Source organism: Pseudanabaena sp. UWO311, from assembly GCF_006937785.1.
Taxonomy (GTDB): Bacteria; Cyanobacteriota; Cyanobacteriia; order Pseudanabaenales; family Pseudanabaenaceae; genus Pseudanabaena.
Genome location: NZ_SJEE01000004.1, coordinates 147,861 through 164,030, shown reverse-complemented (window position 1 = coordinate 164,030; position 16,170 = coordinate 147,861). Strand labels below are relative to the sequence as shown.

Genomic DNA, 16,170 nt, shown 5'->3' with positions numbered 1-16,170 from the left:
TATTTCTATAACCATTGGTTATTTTCAATGGATTGCATTTGATTTCTCGTATATTTCCTTGAGCAACCCCTTCTGGTTACGACCGCTTTTAGTTTTACCACCAATAACTAGAAGCCATAATTCTGTAAATTGCCATTTGTATATTGGCATAGGATGCGCCGTCAAGTTGCGTAATTTTGCGATTTGATCAATTTTACTAGCGGCTTTTTGGTTGCCTGAGAGCCAGTTAGAAACTGGATGATCCCACTGCTCTAAAAATTCATTTACTAATTGGCGATCGCTGGTAGATATTTTCTGATCATTAACTTTGTGATAGTAAAGACGATCGCGATCGGCAATAGATAAACTGTCTCTATTTAAAATTTCATCACTAAAAGTATCCCATTCCTTCGCAATCAAATAAGGCAAACTCCCAATGGTATATTTTCCTCTATTTTTGAGAATCACTCCAGCGATCATAAAGTCTTTACGCATCGGATTTTGTTTGCAAAGAAAATGATAGAAGCTCTTAAAAAAAGACTGTACAATTTCTCTCTCGACAACGCTGGCAATATATAAACAGGAGGGTTTGTAGTCTGAAAAATCTTCTGTGAAAATGTCGGATTCAACTAAATACTTATGCTTATAGGCACTAAATAGATCATTTTTACTAGATATTTCAATATTTTCCCAAGCTTTAGCTCCAAGCCTTTTAATTAGTTTTGATTCAGTCTCTTGTTCGTCATAATTAAAGGCGGCAATGTTTTGCTGATCGGCTAAAGTTTTGAGTTGATCTCTGAGTTGTAATATCTCTCCTCTTTCTGTATCTGAAAGATTAGCCTTTTCCCTGAAAATAGCGATCTCTGCATTAAGCAAGCGAATTTCCTCATCTTTATCCTTGAGGAGTTTGTACTTTTCGGCAAGATCGAGAGCATTGACAGCGGCTTTGATTAAGTTGTAGTAATTATTTTTTAAAATATCTACTTCCTGTGAAGTAGCCCGACTTTTGCCGCGCAGAGCTGTTTTTTGACCTTGCCGTATGGCTAAAATTTCACCTTCGTGATTGCGGATGCGTAATTCCTTTTTCTCCCCTTGATCATCAGGAAGCACCACAACCATGCATTCATACTTACGCTGACTGTAATAAAATTCTACTTTCATGATTTACTCGTTAATAAGAGCAGCGCTTCGCGCTGCCCCTATTAGATTTCAGCTTGAGGTAATTGATCGGGATTAATCCAATTTTTCCCACTTGATGACGAGTGGAGATTTCACAATAGATTGTGGTGTCGCAACCATACATCCTCAAAGAATCTATTAAAGAATCTATTTAGTTACAGTGCTTTGCGCTGCTAACAAATTATCTAGCTAAGGCTCACGATGCATGTGAGCCTTACACAATTACACCTAGCTTTGCGCAGATCTCAAAAGTTAGTTAGCCTTTGATGAAGGCGATCGCATGTTGCCAAATCACGATCTTATGTCCAGATGCATCCATGCAAATACATTGATCGTCAATCCAAACAAGCTTGCCACGCAATTCATCACCTGTGGTTAGTTTTACTTGGACTTCGTTTTTGTCGCGAATAATGGCATGAATGCGGCGAATACTTGGCAGCGCCGTATTGAGTCCGATTTTAGTTGCTGTTGGTGCGCTCATCGTCTTACCTATGGCAGTTTTACGAATACTATCATTATGAAACCGATTTTGGATTTTTCAGCGACTACAGCGCTGAAAAATCCAAAATCAGTTTTGATGAGAGTCGGTCTTTGGCGGACTTTCATCAAAACTGATTTTATACCTAAGCACAAAGAAGCTACGCCTCTTTGTGAATCAAAACCCAAGAATTGATTGGCGGCACGAAGCGCCGCCAATCAATTCTTGGGTTTTGATTTGTCCTAATACCAATTCACAGAAGTGTTGTCACACTTTTGTGAATTAAAAACCAAACCCTGTAAGGGTTTTAAAAACACAAAATGGCTGCGCCACTTTGTGTTTTGGTATGACTACAGATATAAAAATGAAAATTGCTAAAACTAAAGGCAGCTCCAAGAGCTGCCTTTAGTTTGTTTTTTGAGGACATAATCAAATTAGCCTTTACTAGAATCGTAAACCCAAACCAGTTTGTAAAGAAGTTGCCGATGTTCCAGGAGAATTGCGATAGGCATCAAAGGCGAAGATCACATTGCCAAATAGGACAAGATTACTATTAGGTACTGTGTAATCAATACCGGGCTGAATCACAAAGCTATTTTTGTTACCTACAGGTGTTGTATCAACAGTATTAGAAAGCGCTACACCAGCACCAATATAAACATCGGTATCGAAGTTTAATGGCACATCAAAGGAAACTGTTGGTACAACTGCGGTGCTATTACCAACTAAAATCTGGGTTCTGATCGAAACAGGGAGTTCTAAAAACTTATAGCGAGCTGCAATTAGACCCGATGTGCGAGAACTTTCGCCTGCGGCAGAATTGCCACTTGTAAAGCCAAAACTAGCACCTGCGCCTACGTAGCTGCCATAAGCGGGCTGAGCCTGAACTGAGGGAACTGCCGCGATCGCTGACATGCATCCCAATGCAGTCAAGCCGATCAAAATTTTATTTAAGTTAGTTATATTTTTCATTGATATCACTTCCTTGTGTGAGAAACGATTTATTTACTTAGTTTTTTACTTGGTTTTCTGAGTAACCCCGTCAGGGAGACAGACTATCATAAGTTGGACAGTTTGGCGAAAAAATTTAGCAAAAAATATAGTAGAGTGCAAAGCGCCCCACTTTGTATCCCCCAACTGGATATAGCAAAAATAGAGAAAAGGCTGTATTATTAAGGATCTATCTAGCAGCCTCTGCTATTGATCAAAAACTTACCTATACAAAACTTGTCTCTTGACATATGGCAGAACTAGCAGTTTGTTTTGTTTTGAGTCTTGGTGTTCCTTACACATTCTGGAAAATCGTTAAACCTTTTACAGATGCGTAACTGCTTAACTCAAAAAAATAGAGGAGACGCTTTGCGTCTCCTCTATTTTTTTGAGTAGTCATAGGCGGAGCGAAGCGCCGCCTATGACTATGTTTTTGGGCTAAATTTCTAAATTTGCTAAGCCTAAGTATGTAATTTTTGTCGGCTCGATCGCAAATCGACAGGGCAATACCTTAACGCCTTTGGCGATCGCTTCTTTTAAAAGCCTTGCATATTCGGGATCAGCTTCTGCTCCTGCGGCAAAGCGATCGCAATCCCCTCGATTGATAAAGAAAATTAAAGCAGCAGATGTATCTTCTTTAATTACTGACATCAATTCACGTAAATGTTTTTGTCCTCTTGTTGTCACCGTATCAGGAAATAAAGCTAAGTTTCCCTTACACCAAGTTGTATTTTTAACTTCTACATAGGTTCTTTTAGCAGTAGCACTAGCAGTCAAGAGGAAATCAATACGACTCTTTTCGTTACCATAGCCAACTTCACCTTTTACTTCAGTATAGGGTTCTAATTCTGGAAGTAAATGGCGATCTAACATATGCCCAATTACCCGATTTGGAAGACTCGTATTAATCCCAATCCATTGTTCATCTAAATAAATTGCTTCCCAACTATAGGCAAGTTTACGCTTAGGATTTGAGTGATGAGAAACCAAAACAGGACTGCCAATTTTACATACACCCGTCATTGGGCCAGTATTAGCACAATGCGCAGTAATTAGTTCACCATTATCTAGTTCTATATCGGCAAAGAACCTTTTATAACGGCTGACCAAACGACCTGAGATGAGATCAGCGTAAGTATGAACTTGTGACATTTTTAGTTGAATTAGTTTGATATGAACGGCGCAAGGCGCTGACCATATTAACATGAAGAGAAAGTCACTTTGGCAGTAAGTTAGTATGAGAATCAAACGTAACCTCCATCGTCCTGTAATCAAATTAGAACAGCGTGATGGCGTTCTGCAAGTTGTCGGCGGAAACTCTTGGCATTCTTATTTTCGCGATCCTTATCATCTATTGTTAACAATTCCTTGGATTGGATTTGTGGGAATCGTGGTGGGATTTGATATATTTCTCAATGCGGTTTTTGCTGTTCTCTATTTACTAGATGCCAATGCGATCGCAGGCATTCCAAAGGTAGGCTTTATGGAAGCTTTCTTCTTTAGTGTTCAGACTCTTGCTTCCATTGGCTATGGAGTAATGAATCCCCAAACACTTTATGCTAATCTGCTGGTCACCCTAGAATCGATCGCAAGTTTGATGTTATTTGCGGTGATCACGGGAATAGCCTTTACCAGATTTGCCAAATCTTCTTCTCGTGTGATGTTCAGTCGTGTTGCTACGATTCATAACTACAATGGTATGCCGACTCTAATGTTTCGTGCTGCTAACGAGCGACGTAATAATATTCTCGAAGCGAAACTGAGTGTTTATCTGATGATTGATGAAGTGACGGAAGAAGGGCAGATGATGCGGCGCTTGCATGAATTAAAATTAGTGCGCGAGCATTCTCCTGTCTTTTTACTATCATGGACAGTGATGCATACTATTGATCAGAGTAGTCCTTTGTATGGTTTGACTTTAGAATCAATGGAACGATTACATGCTCAAGTCCTTGTATCTCTGACTGGTGTTGATGAAACAGTTGAAGGTACGCTTCACGCTCGACACTTTTATGCAGCACGCAACCTCATGTTCGATCGCCGTTTTGTCGATGTGATTCATATGGGAAATGATGGACATCGCTATCTAGATTACACTTATTTCCACGAAACGATAGCTATATAATACCAAAACAAAAAATGGCGTAGCCATTTTTTGTTTTGGTATTATTCGTCGTTGCATATTTTTAAGTGGGTTTGGATCATTTGGTCTAAAGCTTTAAGTTTTACAGGCTTAGATAGATAATCATTAGCGCCAGCTTCTAAGCACCTTTCGCGATCGCCTGCCATCGCTAGTGCAGTCAGAGCAATAATCGGTATATCAATCAAATTAGGTTCACAGCGAATTTGCTGAATTGCCTCTATTCCATCTATACCTGGCATCTGAATATCCATTAAAATCAAGTCAGGTTGATGGGCTTTGGCGATCGCGATCGCTTCTAGTCCATCTTTTGCTAAGAGCATTCTATAACTCTTAGCTTCTAGATAGCTAGAGAATGTCATGATATTTGTTTCGTTATCTTCCGCGAGCAAAATCAATGGCGACCATGCTGCTGGATCTCGTTGGCTCTGCTCAGAAGTATCTTCTATATTTAGGTCTGGCTCAAGAGAAAGATTTTGAGGAGATGAGATGACTTCATCGTAGGGAAGAGCAAACATAAAGCTACTACCCACACCTATTTCACTGGCTAGCCATACCCGCCCCCTATGTAGTTCCACAATTCGTTTCACTAGCGCTAGCCCCAATCCCGTTCCTTCATATTTGCGATTTAGGGAACTATCAATTTGCATAAAGGGTTGAAATAGTTTCGAGATATTTTCAGCAGCGATGCCAATACCAGTATCAATCACAGCAACTTGTAAATAAGCCATGGTAGTTTTGGCAAAGGCTGTGGGCATTTGTTCGGAGGTAATTCGTGATATATCTAAGGTAATACTTCCACCTTCAGGCGTAAATTTAACGGCATTATTCAGCAGGTTGATCAGGACTTGACGGATACGCCGCTCATCAACCATTAAATCTGGTAAATCCTGAGGTATTTTTTCTATTAATTGAATGGATTTTTGGAATGCCTGCTGTTTGATAAATACTAAGCTTGATTGGCATAACATTTGAATGGATGTAGCTGTCAGATCTAGGGTGATTTTTCCTGATTCAATTTTTGCGACATCGAGAATATCATTGATCAATGATAAGAGATGATTTCCACTGCGTTCAATTGTTGATAGTGCTTTGACTTGGCGATCGCTGATGGAGCCTAAAATCTGTTCTTGCATTGCTTCGGTCATCCCCAAAATAGCATTGAGCGGCGTACGCAGCTCATGGCTCATATTAGCAAGAAACTCATCCTTGAGCCTTGTTGCGCGGATGAGTTCTTCATTTGTGTGGGCGAGCTTTTGGTAGCTCTCAGATAGCATTGCTTCAGCTTGCTGCTTTTCTGCTATTTCCAGTTGTGCTTGTTCCAATAGACTTGCTTGCTGAATGGCGATCGCTAACTGATCGGATATCTGATAGCAAAAGTTAATCTCCTGTTGGAGCCAATGGCGAGTTGACGCGCATTGATGGATGCATAACAAGCCCCACAACTCTTGACCGCAAAGCAACGGCATCACGATATTTGCTTTCACCTGAAACTTTGCCAAGATATCAACGTGACAGACTTGCGAACCATTCTTATAGATATCATCGACGATATAGGCTCGTCCCTTAGTGTAGAGTGCGGCATAGTTTTCGCCAAAGGTATGGTCATGAACCCTAATGGCTAAAGCTGATGGGAACCCTGCGACAAGAGCTTCAGAGACAAATTCCCCATCATCAAAATTAGATTCGGGATAGAACTTAAAGATCCCGACGCGATCGGCATTAAGGAAATTCTGCATTTCCTGTGCAGCAGTATCAAAAATGGTTTGCAGATCTAACGATTGCCTTATCCTTTGGGTGATTTCCGCCATCAAGATTTGCTGCTTTATTTGTTGTTGCAATTGGGCTTCAGATTGTTTGCGATCGCTTATATCCATCACAATCCCAAACAGTCTCGTCACTACATCTTCTGCATTCCAGACAGCTTCCACTTTGACAAACACATAACCCCAAGAACCATCTGCGCGAATAATTTGTAAATCTATCTCAAAGCTTTCCCCAAGCTGAATTGCCCTATCGATGAGTTGGAGAACTCGTATGCGATCATCGATGGGGAAATAGGCTAGCATCTCTTCATAGTTTGGCACTGGGACGTTAGGATCGAGCCTAAAAATCCGAAAAACTTCTATCGACCAAGAATTTTGTCTGGTTGGTACATCTAACTCCCAACTACCAAGACGGGCAATTTGCTGTGCTTCTCGCAAGCGGCTCTCACTTCTTTGTAAATCAGCAGTCCGCTCCTGTACTCTTTTTTCTAAGGTCTCATTAAGTTTTAGCAACATCTCAACTGACTGTTTACGTCCGCTAATATCGAGATGCGTCCCCGTCATCCGCAGTGGCTTCCCATCAGTATCCCATTCTACTACCTTGCCACTAGCCAAAACCCACACCCATGCACCCAGCTTGTGGCGCATCCTGAGTTCACACTCGTAAGTCTCAGTTTCTTTGCGGAAATGTTGCTCTAAAGCTAAGGTGGCTTTCTGTAGATCATCAGGATGCGTATTTTGCCGCCATGTTTCAACATTGAGCGGATCTAGCTCCTCAATGCTATAACCAATTATCTCCGCCCAACGATCGTTAAATGTCACAGCTCCAGTCTGAACTGCCCAATCCCATAAGCCAATACCCGAAGATTCAACTGCTAGTTGCAGGGTTTCTCTAGTGCGCTCTAACTCTAGAGTTTGTTGTTGACGCTCTATACGGATCTTGGAATCCTTCATGCTTCGGCGTATCGCCTCGGCTAGTCGGTTTAAGTGATCTTTTTGCAGGTAGTCATCTGCCCCTTGCCTCATAAGATCAATTGCTAAAGATTCATTGATTTTTCCTGAAATGACTATAAAGGGTAGATTGAGCTGTCTTTGCTGGAGGATCTCGAATACTTCAGGTGCTGTAATTTGAGGTAGATGATAATCAGCAATGATCACATCCCAAGTTCGCTTATTCAGAGCATTATGAATTGCTTCAGAGGTCTGTACTCGCTCCCATTCAACGCTAAAATCTCCACGATGTAACTCTCGAACGACCAAAAGTGCATCATCTTCTATATCCTCGACGATTAAAACATTTAAAACATCAAGCATGTTTATCTCTCTAAAGTGATTGGTTCATTAATACCTGTCCAGTAAATTGCTAATTGCCCTACAGCTTCAGTAAATCGATCAAATTCAATTGGTTTCCGAACATAGCTATTTGCCCCTAGGTCATAGCTGTCAATAATATCCCGCTGTTCACTTGATGAAGTGAGGATTACTACTGGTAGTAGACGAGTTTTTGCATCAGCTCGGATAGCTCTTAAAACATCCAGACCATCAATTTTTGGCAATTTTAAGTCTAGAATCATAACGATAGGAAGGCAATTTGTATTAAATACTGTGGCTAGAGCTTCTTCTCCATTACGAGCGATGAGAATTTCAGCAGAGATATTGGCTCGACGCAAAGCCCTGATAGCCAAACGCTCGTCATCGGGATTATCTTCAACTAATAAGATGGTCGCTTGAGTTGCCATGATTTAGCCTCCTGCTCTAGACGATGTATACGGTACTGTAAAGTAAATTGTCGCACCTTTTTCTACAAATCCCTCAGCCCATACTTTTCCACCATGTCGATGGATGGCTCTCTGTACGCTTGCCAGACCGATACCAGTACCTGCAAATTCATTGGTGTTATGTAGACGCTGGAAGACTCCGAAGAGCATTTTAGCAAATGCCATGTCAAATCCTGCCCCATCATCACGGATAAAATAGACTAATTGATCTTCTAGATGCATTACGCCAAATTCAATGCGTGAAGACACATGATGGCTAGTAAATTTCCAAGCATTTTGGACTAAGTTACTGATCACAACTCGCATCAAAGTGAGATCGGCTGATACGAATATGTTCGGAATGATGACTACTTCTACTTCTCGTTCAGGCTCTAATACTTGTAGTTCACTTACTTGTTCTTCAACCAATGCACTTAGATTAACATAACTATATTGCATTTCCGATCGCGATACGCGGGAGAGCCGTAATAGGTCTTCAATCAGCATTCCCATGCGTTTGATATTGCGGCGGATGCGATCGAAGTAATCTCGCGCCTCGTCATCAAACTTGTCATAATAATCTTCAATTAATGCATTGCTATAGCCATCGATCGCCCTAAGAGGAGAGCGGAGATCATGGGAAACAGAATAAGCAAAGGCTTCTAGCTCTTGATTGGAAGCTTGTAGCTGGGCAGTGGTTTGCAAGATTTGAGATTCAGCAAGTTTGCGATCGGTGATGTCAATGTTAATCCCAACCATACGCTGCACTTCACCCTGCGCGTTGTGCTGCACCATTGCATAGCCTTGAATAAAGCGGATTGTTCCGTCGGGATGCACTACTCGAAATTCGGTGTCAAAGTCTTTTTCACCCTTTAGGGCTTGTTGGAGTGCCAATTCACTGACGCTACGATCGTCTGGATGTAAGCTGTTTGACCAAGCTTCATAGGCACTCGTGAACTGATTGGATTTGATGCCATAGAGTTCGTACATGCGATCATCCCAAGTGAGGATGTTTTGCACGACATCCCAGTCCCAAATGCCGATCGCGGCTGACTTTGCGGCTAAGGTGAGACGCGCAGAAAGGTTTTGTAGTTCTTCTTCTTGTTGTTTGCGTGCAGAAACATCACGACAGACACAAATCAGCAAGCCATCTTCGGTCAAGGTGAGTGATAACCCCTCAATAAAGGTAGTTCCATCTTTACGGATAGCGATCGCTTCGCCTTCCCAATGTCTCTTAGTCCCTAGGACTGGGAACACTTCGCGCTCAAAACGCTGAAGCTCTTCTGAGGAATAGAGCATTCTCCAGTTTTTGCCCAAGAGCTCTTCTGGGCGAGTATAGCCAAATAAACTAACATGTGACGAGTTTAGGTAAATATAGCAATCGTCTTTGAGGATCGCAATGCCATCCACAGCGGCTTCGATCGCAGTGAGTTGTTGTTTGAGCCGCTGCTCTGCTTGCTTACGTTCGCTAATGTCCTGTGCAGTCCCAATGGTCAGCTTTATCTGTCCGCGATCGTCTCGGCTAAATACTGTGTCGCGACTATAGAGCCATCGCCATTCGCCATTAGCATGACGCATCCGATATTCAATTTCAAAAACTTCCTCCGATTGCGCAGCTTCGATTTGTTGATAGTAATCAGGTATTTTCACAAGGTCTTCGGGATGCATCAAGTTTGTGAATAGAGCCGCTCCCATCGCTTGAATCTCAGTGGGTGTGTAGCCAAGCACTGATGCAATCTCGCGATTGCTGTAAACGTTGCAATGTTCTTGTAGGTCGTAGAGATAGAGAATGTTCGGCGATGCCTCGGCAATTTTCTGAATAAATCTTTGGTTTTCTAAAATCTCCTGTTCGATAGCTTTGCGATCGCTGATATCAGTGCAAGTGCCGATATAGCCCAAAAATTCACCATCGGCATCAAATCGGGGTGTACCCGTATCTAGCATCCAGCGATACTCACCATCAAATCTTCTGAGACGATATTCCATCTCAAAGGATTGACGCATATCAAAGGAAGTCGTGTAGACATCTAAATAAAAATGAAAATCGTCAGGATGAACTCCTTCAGTCCAGCCATTGCCAGATTCTTGCTCCATCGTCCGGCCTGTAAAGTCTAACCAAGTTTTATTAAAGTGGAAGCAAAGTGTATCTAAACCCGACAACCAAATCAACACAGGTGCATGATCCGCCAAATAGCGAAATCTGGCTTCACTTTCTTGAATAGCTAACTCAGCTTGTTTGCGTTGGGTAATGTCAAAGCGAATGGCGAGATATTGAAATGCTCGTCCTTGCTCGTCCAAAAAAGGAACTATCGTGCTTTCCATCCAATACAGACTGCCATTTTTAGTACGATTGCAAATTTCGCCGCGCCAAATTTCACCATTGGCAATAGTTCGCCAAAGATCTTGAAAAAAGCTAGGGGGATGGTATCCAGAGTTGATAATGCGATGGGTTTGACCAAGTAGTTCTTCGCGTGTGTAACCAGAAATCTCGCAGAGACGATCGTTGACGTTGGTCATTATGCCTCTGGCATCGGTAATCGCAACAATTGCAGATCGATCCAAAGCGATCTTAAAGTTAGACAATTCCTGAAGTAACTGCTGGCGTTCTAGTTCTGCCTGTTTGCGATCGCTAATATCTTGGGCAATACCTAGGAATCCAATAATTTGCTGATTGATATCCTTTAGCGCGGTAACAGATAGCAACACAGGAAAACGAGAACCATCTTTGCGGATATAAGTCCATTCGTCTTCACTAGCAATACCTAGACGAGCCTTGGCGACAAATACATCAAAGCCGATGGGAATATCTTGCTCTAGTTCCAAAGAGAGTATTGTGGCTCGATTAATTACCTCCTGAGGTTCGTGAATAATTGCTGGTGTGAGTTTACCAATTACTTCATCAGCACTGTAACCTAACATTCTTTCCGCAGCTTTGTTAAAGGTCTGAATTACCCCATTTAAATCGGTGGAAATAAATGCATAATCAGCACCATCGAGAATAGCTTTTTGCAAACTATTCACTTGCCAAAGTGCTTGGGTGCGTTCTTCGACCTTGGCTTCTAGTTCTTGATTGAGTTGTTGTAGAGCCGCCTCGGCTTGTTTGCGATCGCTGATATCCCTCGCGATCGTAGAATAATGACTGATAGCTCCATCTTGCTGGCGATGGCACACGATTGTCTGTAGGACAGGAAATTCGCTGCTACCATCCCATCGTCGGAATCGGGTCTCTCCTGCCCAAAATCCATTCTTTACGCACTGGGGGAGTGCTTCTTGCAGAAGGAAATCAGCCATTTGGGGAGAATGATAGTCGGGGATATGGGTCTGAGAAATGTCTTCGTCTAGAGCAATTCCTAATAGATCTCTCCCCTCCCGATTCAAATAGGTAACTTTCCCTGTGCTATCTGTAGAGGCAATGATATCCCTTGCAGCTTCTAGGATATCCAGACGATGCTGGGCTTGTTCTTCAGCTTGTTTGCGATCGCTAATATCCGTAATCGTGCCGACATAGCCGATTATTTCGCCCATCGCATCTCGTTCAGCCTCCGACTGACCAAGAGCCCAAGTAATCTGCCCAAATTTATTTAGAAATCGATACTCTAAATAAAAAGGTCGATTAGCTTGCACAGACTCATTCCATTCTGCCGAGACTAGTTCGCGATCTCTAGGATGGATACCACTGATCCATCCAAATCCTGCGGCATCAGCGGCGCTGAGTCCCGCAATCTCACACCAACGCTTATTTACATAGAGACAGTTGCCTTCGGTATCCGTGCGAAAAATCCCGACAGGTGCAGCAGTCGCCAAAGAGGTGAATCTTTGCTCGCTCTGTTTAAGTTCCAACTCTCGCTGTTTTGCTTCCCTGAGATCTCTCGCTTCAGGAATCAATAAATTGATCCGTCCAGATTCATCAAAGATCGGACGCAATGAGAAGTCAACGGGAATAATCGTTTGATTTATTCCTAAGATATCAACTTCATAGCGCACAAATTCACCCCTGGCGGCACGGGCGATCGCCTGTTGCAACTGTAGTTGTGCCTCTGGCAAACCCTGCCACCAATGAGTTTCCCAAAAGGGTTTCCCCACGACATCTTCAATCTCTACCCCAGCCACCGTTAGCGAAGCTGGATTAGCTTCCAGCAAAATCCCTGCGGGCGACAATAGACCGATCAGTTGGAACATGTTGTCAAAAATGGCGCGAAATCTTTGTTCGCTCTCCCTGAGAGAGGTTTCAGCGCGTTGCCGCTCTGCTTGTTCGATTTGGGCTTGCTCATAGGCGGAAGCTTGCTGGATCGCGATCGCAATCTGCACTGCTAACTCATTTAACAACAACAAATCTGCATCTTGCCAATCCCGATAATCGTCACACTGATGTCCAATCAACAATCCCCATAATTTGCCTGAGACATGGATTGGGACGACAAGATTGGACTTAACTTGATATGCCTCTAACATCTCAATATAACAGTTGGGATAACCAGCCTGATGGATATCGGCGATCGCGATCGTGCGACCTTCGCCATATCGTAGAGCAATATCCCCACGAAAACAGGGATCGTCAATTGCCTCATGCAATGAGGCTCGCCAACCAGCACCCACTGACTCAGAGACAATCACACCGCTCCAATCGGGCTCAAACTGCCAAACTAACATGCGATCGCAACCAAGGAACGATCTCAGTTCTTGGACTGCGGCGTTGAGGATTTCTGGCAAACTAAATAAAGCCGCAATACCTGTTGAAATCTTGGAGATCAACTGCTCCCGCTCGAACTTAGCATGGAGGTCAGCCGTGCGTTGCTCTACTTGATGCTCTAGTTCAGCATTGTAATTTTCCAGCAGTTTTAGTTTCTCGGCCTCCAGTTGCGAAACCTTTTGCTCCAAAATCTTGGATAGGGTATAGAGCTCCAATGGATTGAGTGCATTTAACAAACTGGTCTGAGTCACAACACCCAATAGTTCACCCTGATCGCCTGTCACAACCAAGCGGCGGATTGATCGCTGCTCCATGATCTGCTGTACCACCATCAAGGTGTCGTTAGGACGTACCGCAAACACAGGTGCACTCATCACCATCTGCACTTCCACGCGCTCTAATTGCAACCCTAGAGATTGAAACTGGACAATATCACGTTCAGTTGTAATGCCCAAGGGGATTTGCAAGGGGTTGCCCTCTAGATCGAATTGGGTTTCCACAATCAAGACTGAGCCAACTCGTCGCTCAGCCATAGTTTGGGCGATCGCAAGCATCGATGTCGAGGGTTCGGCACAGACCACATTTGTTGTCATTACCTCAGACACTAAACGCAAGCGTAATAAATCGACAGGTCGCGCGAGTTGCCTCAAGCTCTCGTGGGTAATCATGCCCAAAAGGCGATCGTCGCGATCTAAAATAGGCATATGGCGAATGCGGCGCTGCTGAAGCAGATTTACCGCTGAAAACAGATCGGTAAAGTCAGCTTCTCGCAACGTGACCACAGGTGTTGCCATCACCTCGCGCACGGTCACAGTGTCAAGCGATCGCTGTTGAGCGCTGACACGCACCACATCGCGTTCGGTCATAATGCCGACAACTTTTTCCCCTTCCATCACCAATACACAACTCGATCTTGCTTCGAGGTGGACGTTATCTGAGTCTCCTGTATGGTCGGCGGCGCAGATTGTCCTTGTCTCGCTCATTTTCGCGATCGCTTCCATCACAGTAGTTTCCGCAGTGACGACTAGGGGGGTACGCACGATTGCCGATTTTAATTCAGTTTGAGTGAGTGTCGTTGTGGGCGTAGACATGACGGTTTGCCGCGTAGTGTGAATAGAACATACTTTCCGAAACGAGCGGTAGCTCTCTTTTTGTAGCGGTTTTCATTTTGCTGTAAGCAAAATGAAAACTCCAAAACCCTACTGAAACTAATTTTGGGCTTTCAAGGTGGATTGGGTAAGGTGAAGTAAAAAGTGGCTCCCTGTTCAATTAATCCTTCTGCCCAAATTTTGCCTCCATGACGATGAATTATTCTCTGGACTGTTGCCAAGCCAATCCCCGTGCCTGGGAATTCACTGGTGCTGTGTAATCGTTGAAATACTCCAAATAGTTTAGAGCTTTGCTCCATATTAAACCCTGCACCGTCATCATGCATAAAATAAGTCGTTTGTGCTAGCGTTTGATCTAGATTTTGGGCAATACCAAAACTAATCTGAGCCGTGGGATGACGACTAGTAAATTTCCAAGCATTCTGCAAAAGATTCTCTAAGACTACGCGCATGAGGTTGCGATCGGCGTAAACAAAGACTTCTGGCACAACACTCAGATCCACTATTCTCTCTGGTTGCAAAGCTTGGATGTCGCCAGAGATCTCTTGGACTAGTTCGCTAAGGTTGACCTTGTCATAGCGCATTTCCGATCTGGATATCCGCGATAGCAATAATAAGTCGTCGATCAGCGTTCCCATGCGATTGACATTACGTTGAATGCGACTAAAGTAATCTTTACAATCGTCATCAAAGCGATCGCCATAGTCTTCAAGCAAGATTTGACTGAACCCATTGATCGCCCGTAATGGTGCACGTAAGTCATGGGAAACAGAATAGGAAAAAGATTCTAGCTCTTGATTAGATGCTTCTAGTTGAGCACTGGTTTTGCGTAGTTCGAGATTAGACATCGAGAGCTGGGCATTAGACTCGATCAGTCTGTCTTCGGTTCGCTGTCGTTCTGCTAGCTCCGACTGTAACTGTTCCACTAAATTAGCTTGCTGGATGGCGATCGCAAGTTGATTGGCGATTTGCTGTATAAACTCAATCTCAATCTCTTGCCATTGCCTCGGTGCAGAACATTGATGAATGCATAACAATCCCCACAAAAAACCTTCTCCTTCGAGCAAGGGTACAACTAAGTTAGCTTGGATTTGAAATTGATGCAAAAAATCTGTATGACATTCTGATAGTTGCGAATTCTTAGTATCTTCAATTATTTGGATGCGTCCATTGAGATACAAATCAGCATACTTTTCAGCAAAAATGTGATCGCCAATTTTAATGTCAAGAATTGAGTCGATGTTATCAGCGATTGATTCAGAAACGAATTCTCCATCATTAAAATTAGAGTCGGGTGTAAATTTGTAGATGCAAACGCGCTCAACCTGAATAGATTTGCGAATCTCCAATGTAGCAATTTCCAAGGTTTTCACCAGATCAAGGGATTGACGAATCCGATGAGTAATTTCTCCAATTAATATTGCGCGATCATATTGCGATCGCAACGCAATTTCGGCTTGCTTTTGGGCAAGTGTCGCTGCCTCTGCTGCTTTCTTCGCCTTCAGGATTTCATCTTCGTACTGAATACGTTGACGAATGGGAATAAAAATACAATCATTGACAAAATCTTCTCTCTGACTGCGACGAGATGCGTTAATTAGCATTGGAATATCATTCCCATCTTTTGCTCTCAATGAGAAGTAGATTTCTTCAACTTTGCCATAAAGTTTTAAAAGTGGAAAGAAATGTGTTTGATAGAAAATACGACTAGCGATCGGCAAAATTATTTCCAACCTCTTCCCAACAAGACTGTCAGATTCATATCCTAATAGTTGCAATAGCGTAAAATTAGCTAGCACAATCAAGCCATCGTCGGTAAACGAGAGAAAGCCACATGGGGCTTTGTTCAGTAGTTCTTCGATCTGTTGGCTCACAGGGATAGATAGTAAGAGGTTTGAACAATTTATTTAACTCATGTTATACCACTTCTTAAATTAAGAGCGTGTTTGAGAAGTTTTGTACCCCCTCTAACTCCCCCTTACAAAGGGCTATCGTGTATATATCAAGTCGGACTTACCCCCTTTAATTCCCCCTTGCAAAGGGGGAAGACCAGAAATCTTGTTCCCTCCCCTTTGCAAGGGG

At 43.0% G+C, this 16,170-nt stretch carries 9 protein-coding genes; 1 reads left to right on the top strand and 8 read right to left on the bottom strand.

The annotated features are described in order from the left end of the window. Positions 1–24: 24 nt before the first annotated feature. From PseudUWO311_RS05380 to sfsA, 4 genes are all read right to left on the bottom strand, one after another. Positions 25–1,140: a hypothetical protein gene (locus PseudUWO311_RS05380; protein WP_142654180.1), complete on the bottom strand. Its 1,116-nt coding sequence runs from the start codon at positions 1,138–1,140 to the stop codon at positions 25–27. 274 nt (positions 1,141–1,414) lie between these two features. Next, complete coding sequence (locus PseudUWO311_RS05375) at positions 1,415–1,639, bottom strand: Hfq-related RNA-binding protein (protein ID WP_142654179.1); 225 nt, start codon at positions 1,637–1,639, stop codon at positions 1,415–1,417. Positions 1,640–2,080: 441 nt separating this feature from the next. Beyond that, a complete protein-coding gene (locus PseudUWO311_RS05370) occupies positions 2,081–2,608 on the bottom strand; it encodes a hypothetical protein (protein WP_142654178.1) in 528 nt (175 codons plus the stop codon). A 456-nt stretch (positions 2,609–3,064) separates the two neighbouring features. After that, the gene (sfsA, locus tag PseudUWO311_RS05365; protein ID WP_142654177.1) at positions 3,065–3,778 is read right to left on the bottom strand and encodes a DNA/RNA nuclease SfsA; all 714 of its coding nucleotides are present in this window, start codon (positions 3,776–3,778) and stop codon (positions 3,065–3,067) included. A gap of 85 nt (positions 3,779–3,863) precedes the next feature. On the opposite strand from sfsA, the gene PseudUWO311_RS05360 reads away from it, so the two are divergent. Next, the gene (locus tag PseudUWO311_RS05360) at positions 3,864–4,751 is read left to right on the top strand and encodes an ion channel (RefSeq protein ID WP_142654176.1); all 888 of its coding nucleotides are present in this window, start codon (positions 3,864–3,866) and stop codon (positions 4,749–4,751) included. Positions 4,752–4,792: 41 nt separating this feature from the next. On the opposite strand, the gene PseudUWO311_RS05355 is transcribed toward PseudUWO311_RS05360, so the two are convergent. The 4 genes from PseudUWO311_RS05355 to PseudUWO311_RS05340 form a co-directional block, all read right to left on the bottom strand. Further along, positions 4,793–7,846, bottom strand: coding sequence for a response regulator (locus PseudUWO311_RS05355; RefSeq protein ID WP_142654175.1), 3,054 nt, complete (start codon positions 7,844–7,846; stop codon positions 4,793–4,795). Between the two features lie 2 nt (positions 7,847–7,848). Then, entirely contained in the window at positions 7,849–8,271 is a 423-nt protein-coding gene (locus PseudUWO311_RS05350) for a response regulator (RefSeq protein ID WP_142654174.1), read from the bottom strand. 3 nt (positions 8,272–8,274) lie between these two features. After that, entirely contained in the window at positions 8,275–14,070 is a 5,796-nt protein-coding gene (locus tag PseudUWO311_RS05345) for a PAS domain S-box protein (RefSeq protein ID WP_142654173.1), read from the bottom strand. A 131-nt stretch (positions 14,071–14,201) separates the two neighbouring features. Next, entirely contained in the window at positions 14,202–15,962 is a 1,761-nt protein-coding gene (locus PseudUWO311_RS05340) for a GAF domain-containing protein (protein WP_142654172.1), read from the bottom strand. Between the last annotated feature and the right edge of the window lie 208 nt (positions 15,963–16,170).

Coding starts and splice junctions, on each gene's coding strand:
- PseudUWO311_RS05380 (WP_142654180.1), bottom strand. CDS start 1,140: ATGAAAGTAGAATTTTATTACAGTCAGCGTAAGTATGAATGCATGGTT.
- PseudUWO311_RS05375 (WP_142654179.1), bottom strand. CDS start 1,639: ATGAGCGCACCAACAGCAACTAAAATCGGACTCAATACGGCGCTGCCA.
- PseudUWO311_RS05370 (WP_142654178.1), bottom strand. CDS start 2,608: ATGAAAAATATAACTAACTTAAATAAAATTTTGATCGGCTTGACTGCA.
- sfsA (WP_142654177.1), bottom strand. CDS start 3,778: ATGTCACAAGTTCATACTTACGCTGATCTCATCTCAGGTCGTTTGGTC.
- PseudUWO311_RS05360 (WP_142654176.1), top strand. CDS start 3,864: ATGAGAATCAAACGTAACCTCCATCGTCCTGTAATCAAATTAGAACAG.
- PseudUWO311_RS05355 (WP_142654175.1), bottom strand. CDS start 7,846: ATGCTTGATGTTTTAAATGTTTTAATCGTCGAGGATATAGAAGATGAT.
- PseudUWO311_RS05350 (WP_142654174.1), bottom strand. CDS start 8,271: ATGGCAACTCAAGCGACCATCTTATTAGTTGAAGATAATCCCGATGAC.
- PseudUWO311_RS05345 (WP_142654173.1), bottom strand. CDS start 14,070: ATGTCTACGCCCACAACGACACTCACTCAAACTGAATTAAAATCGGCA.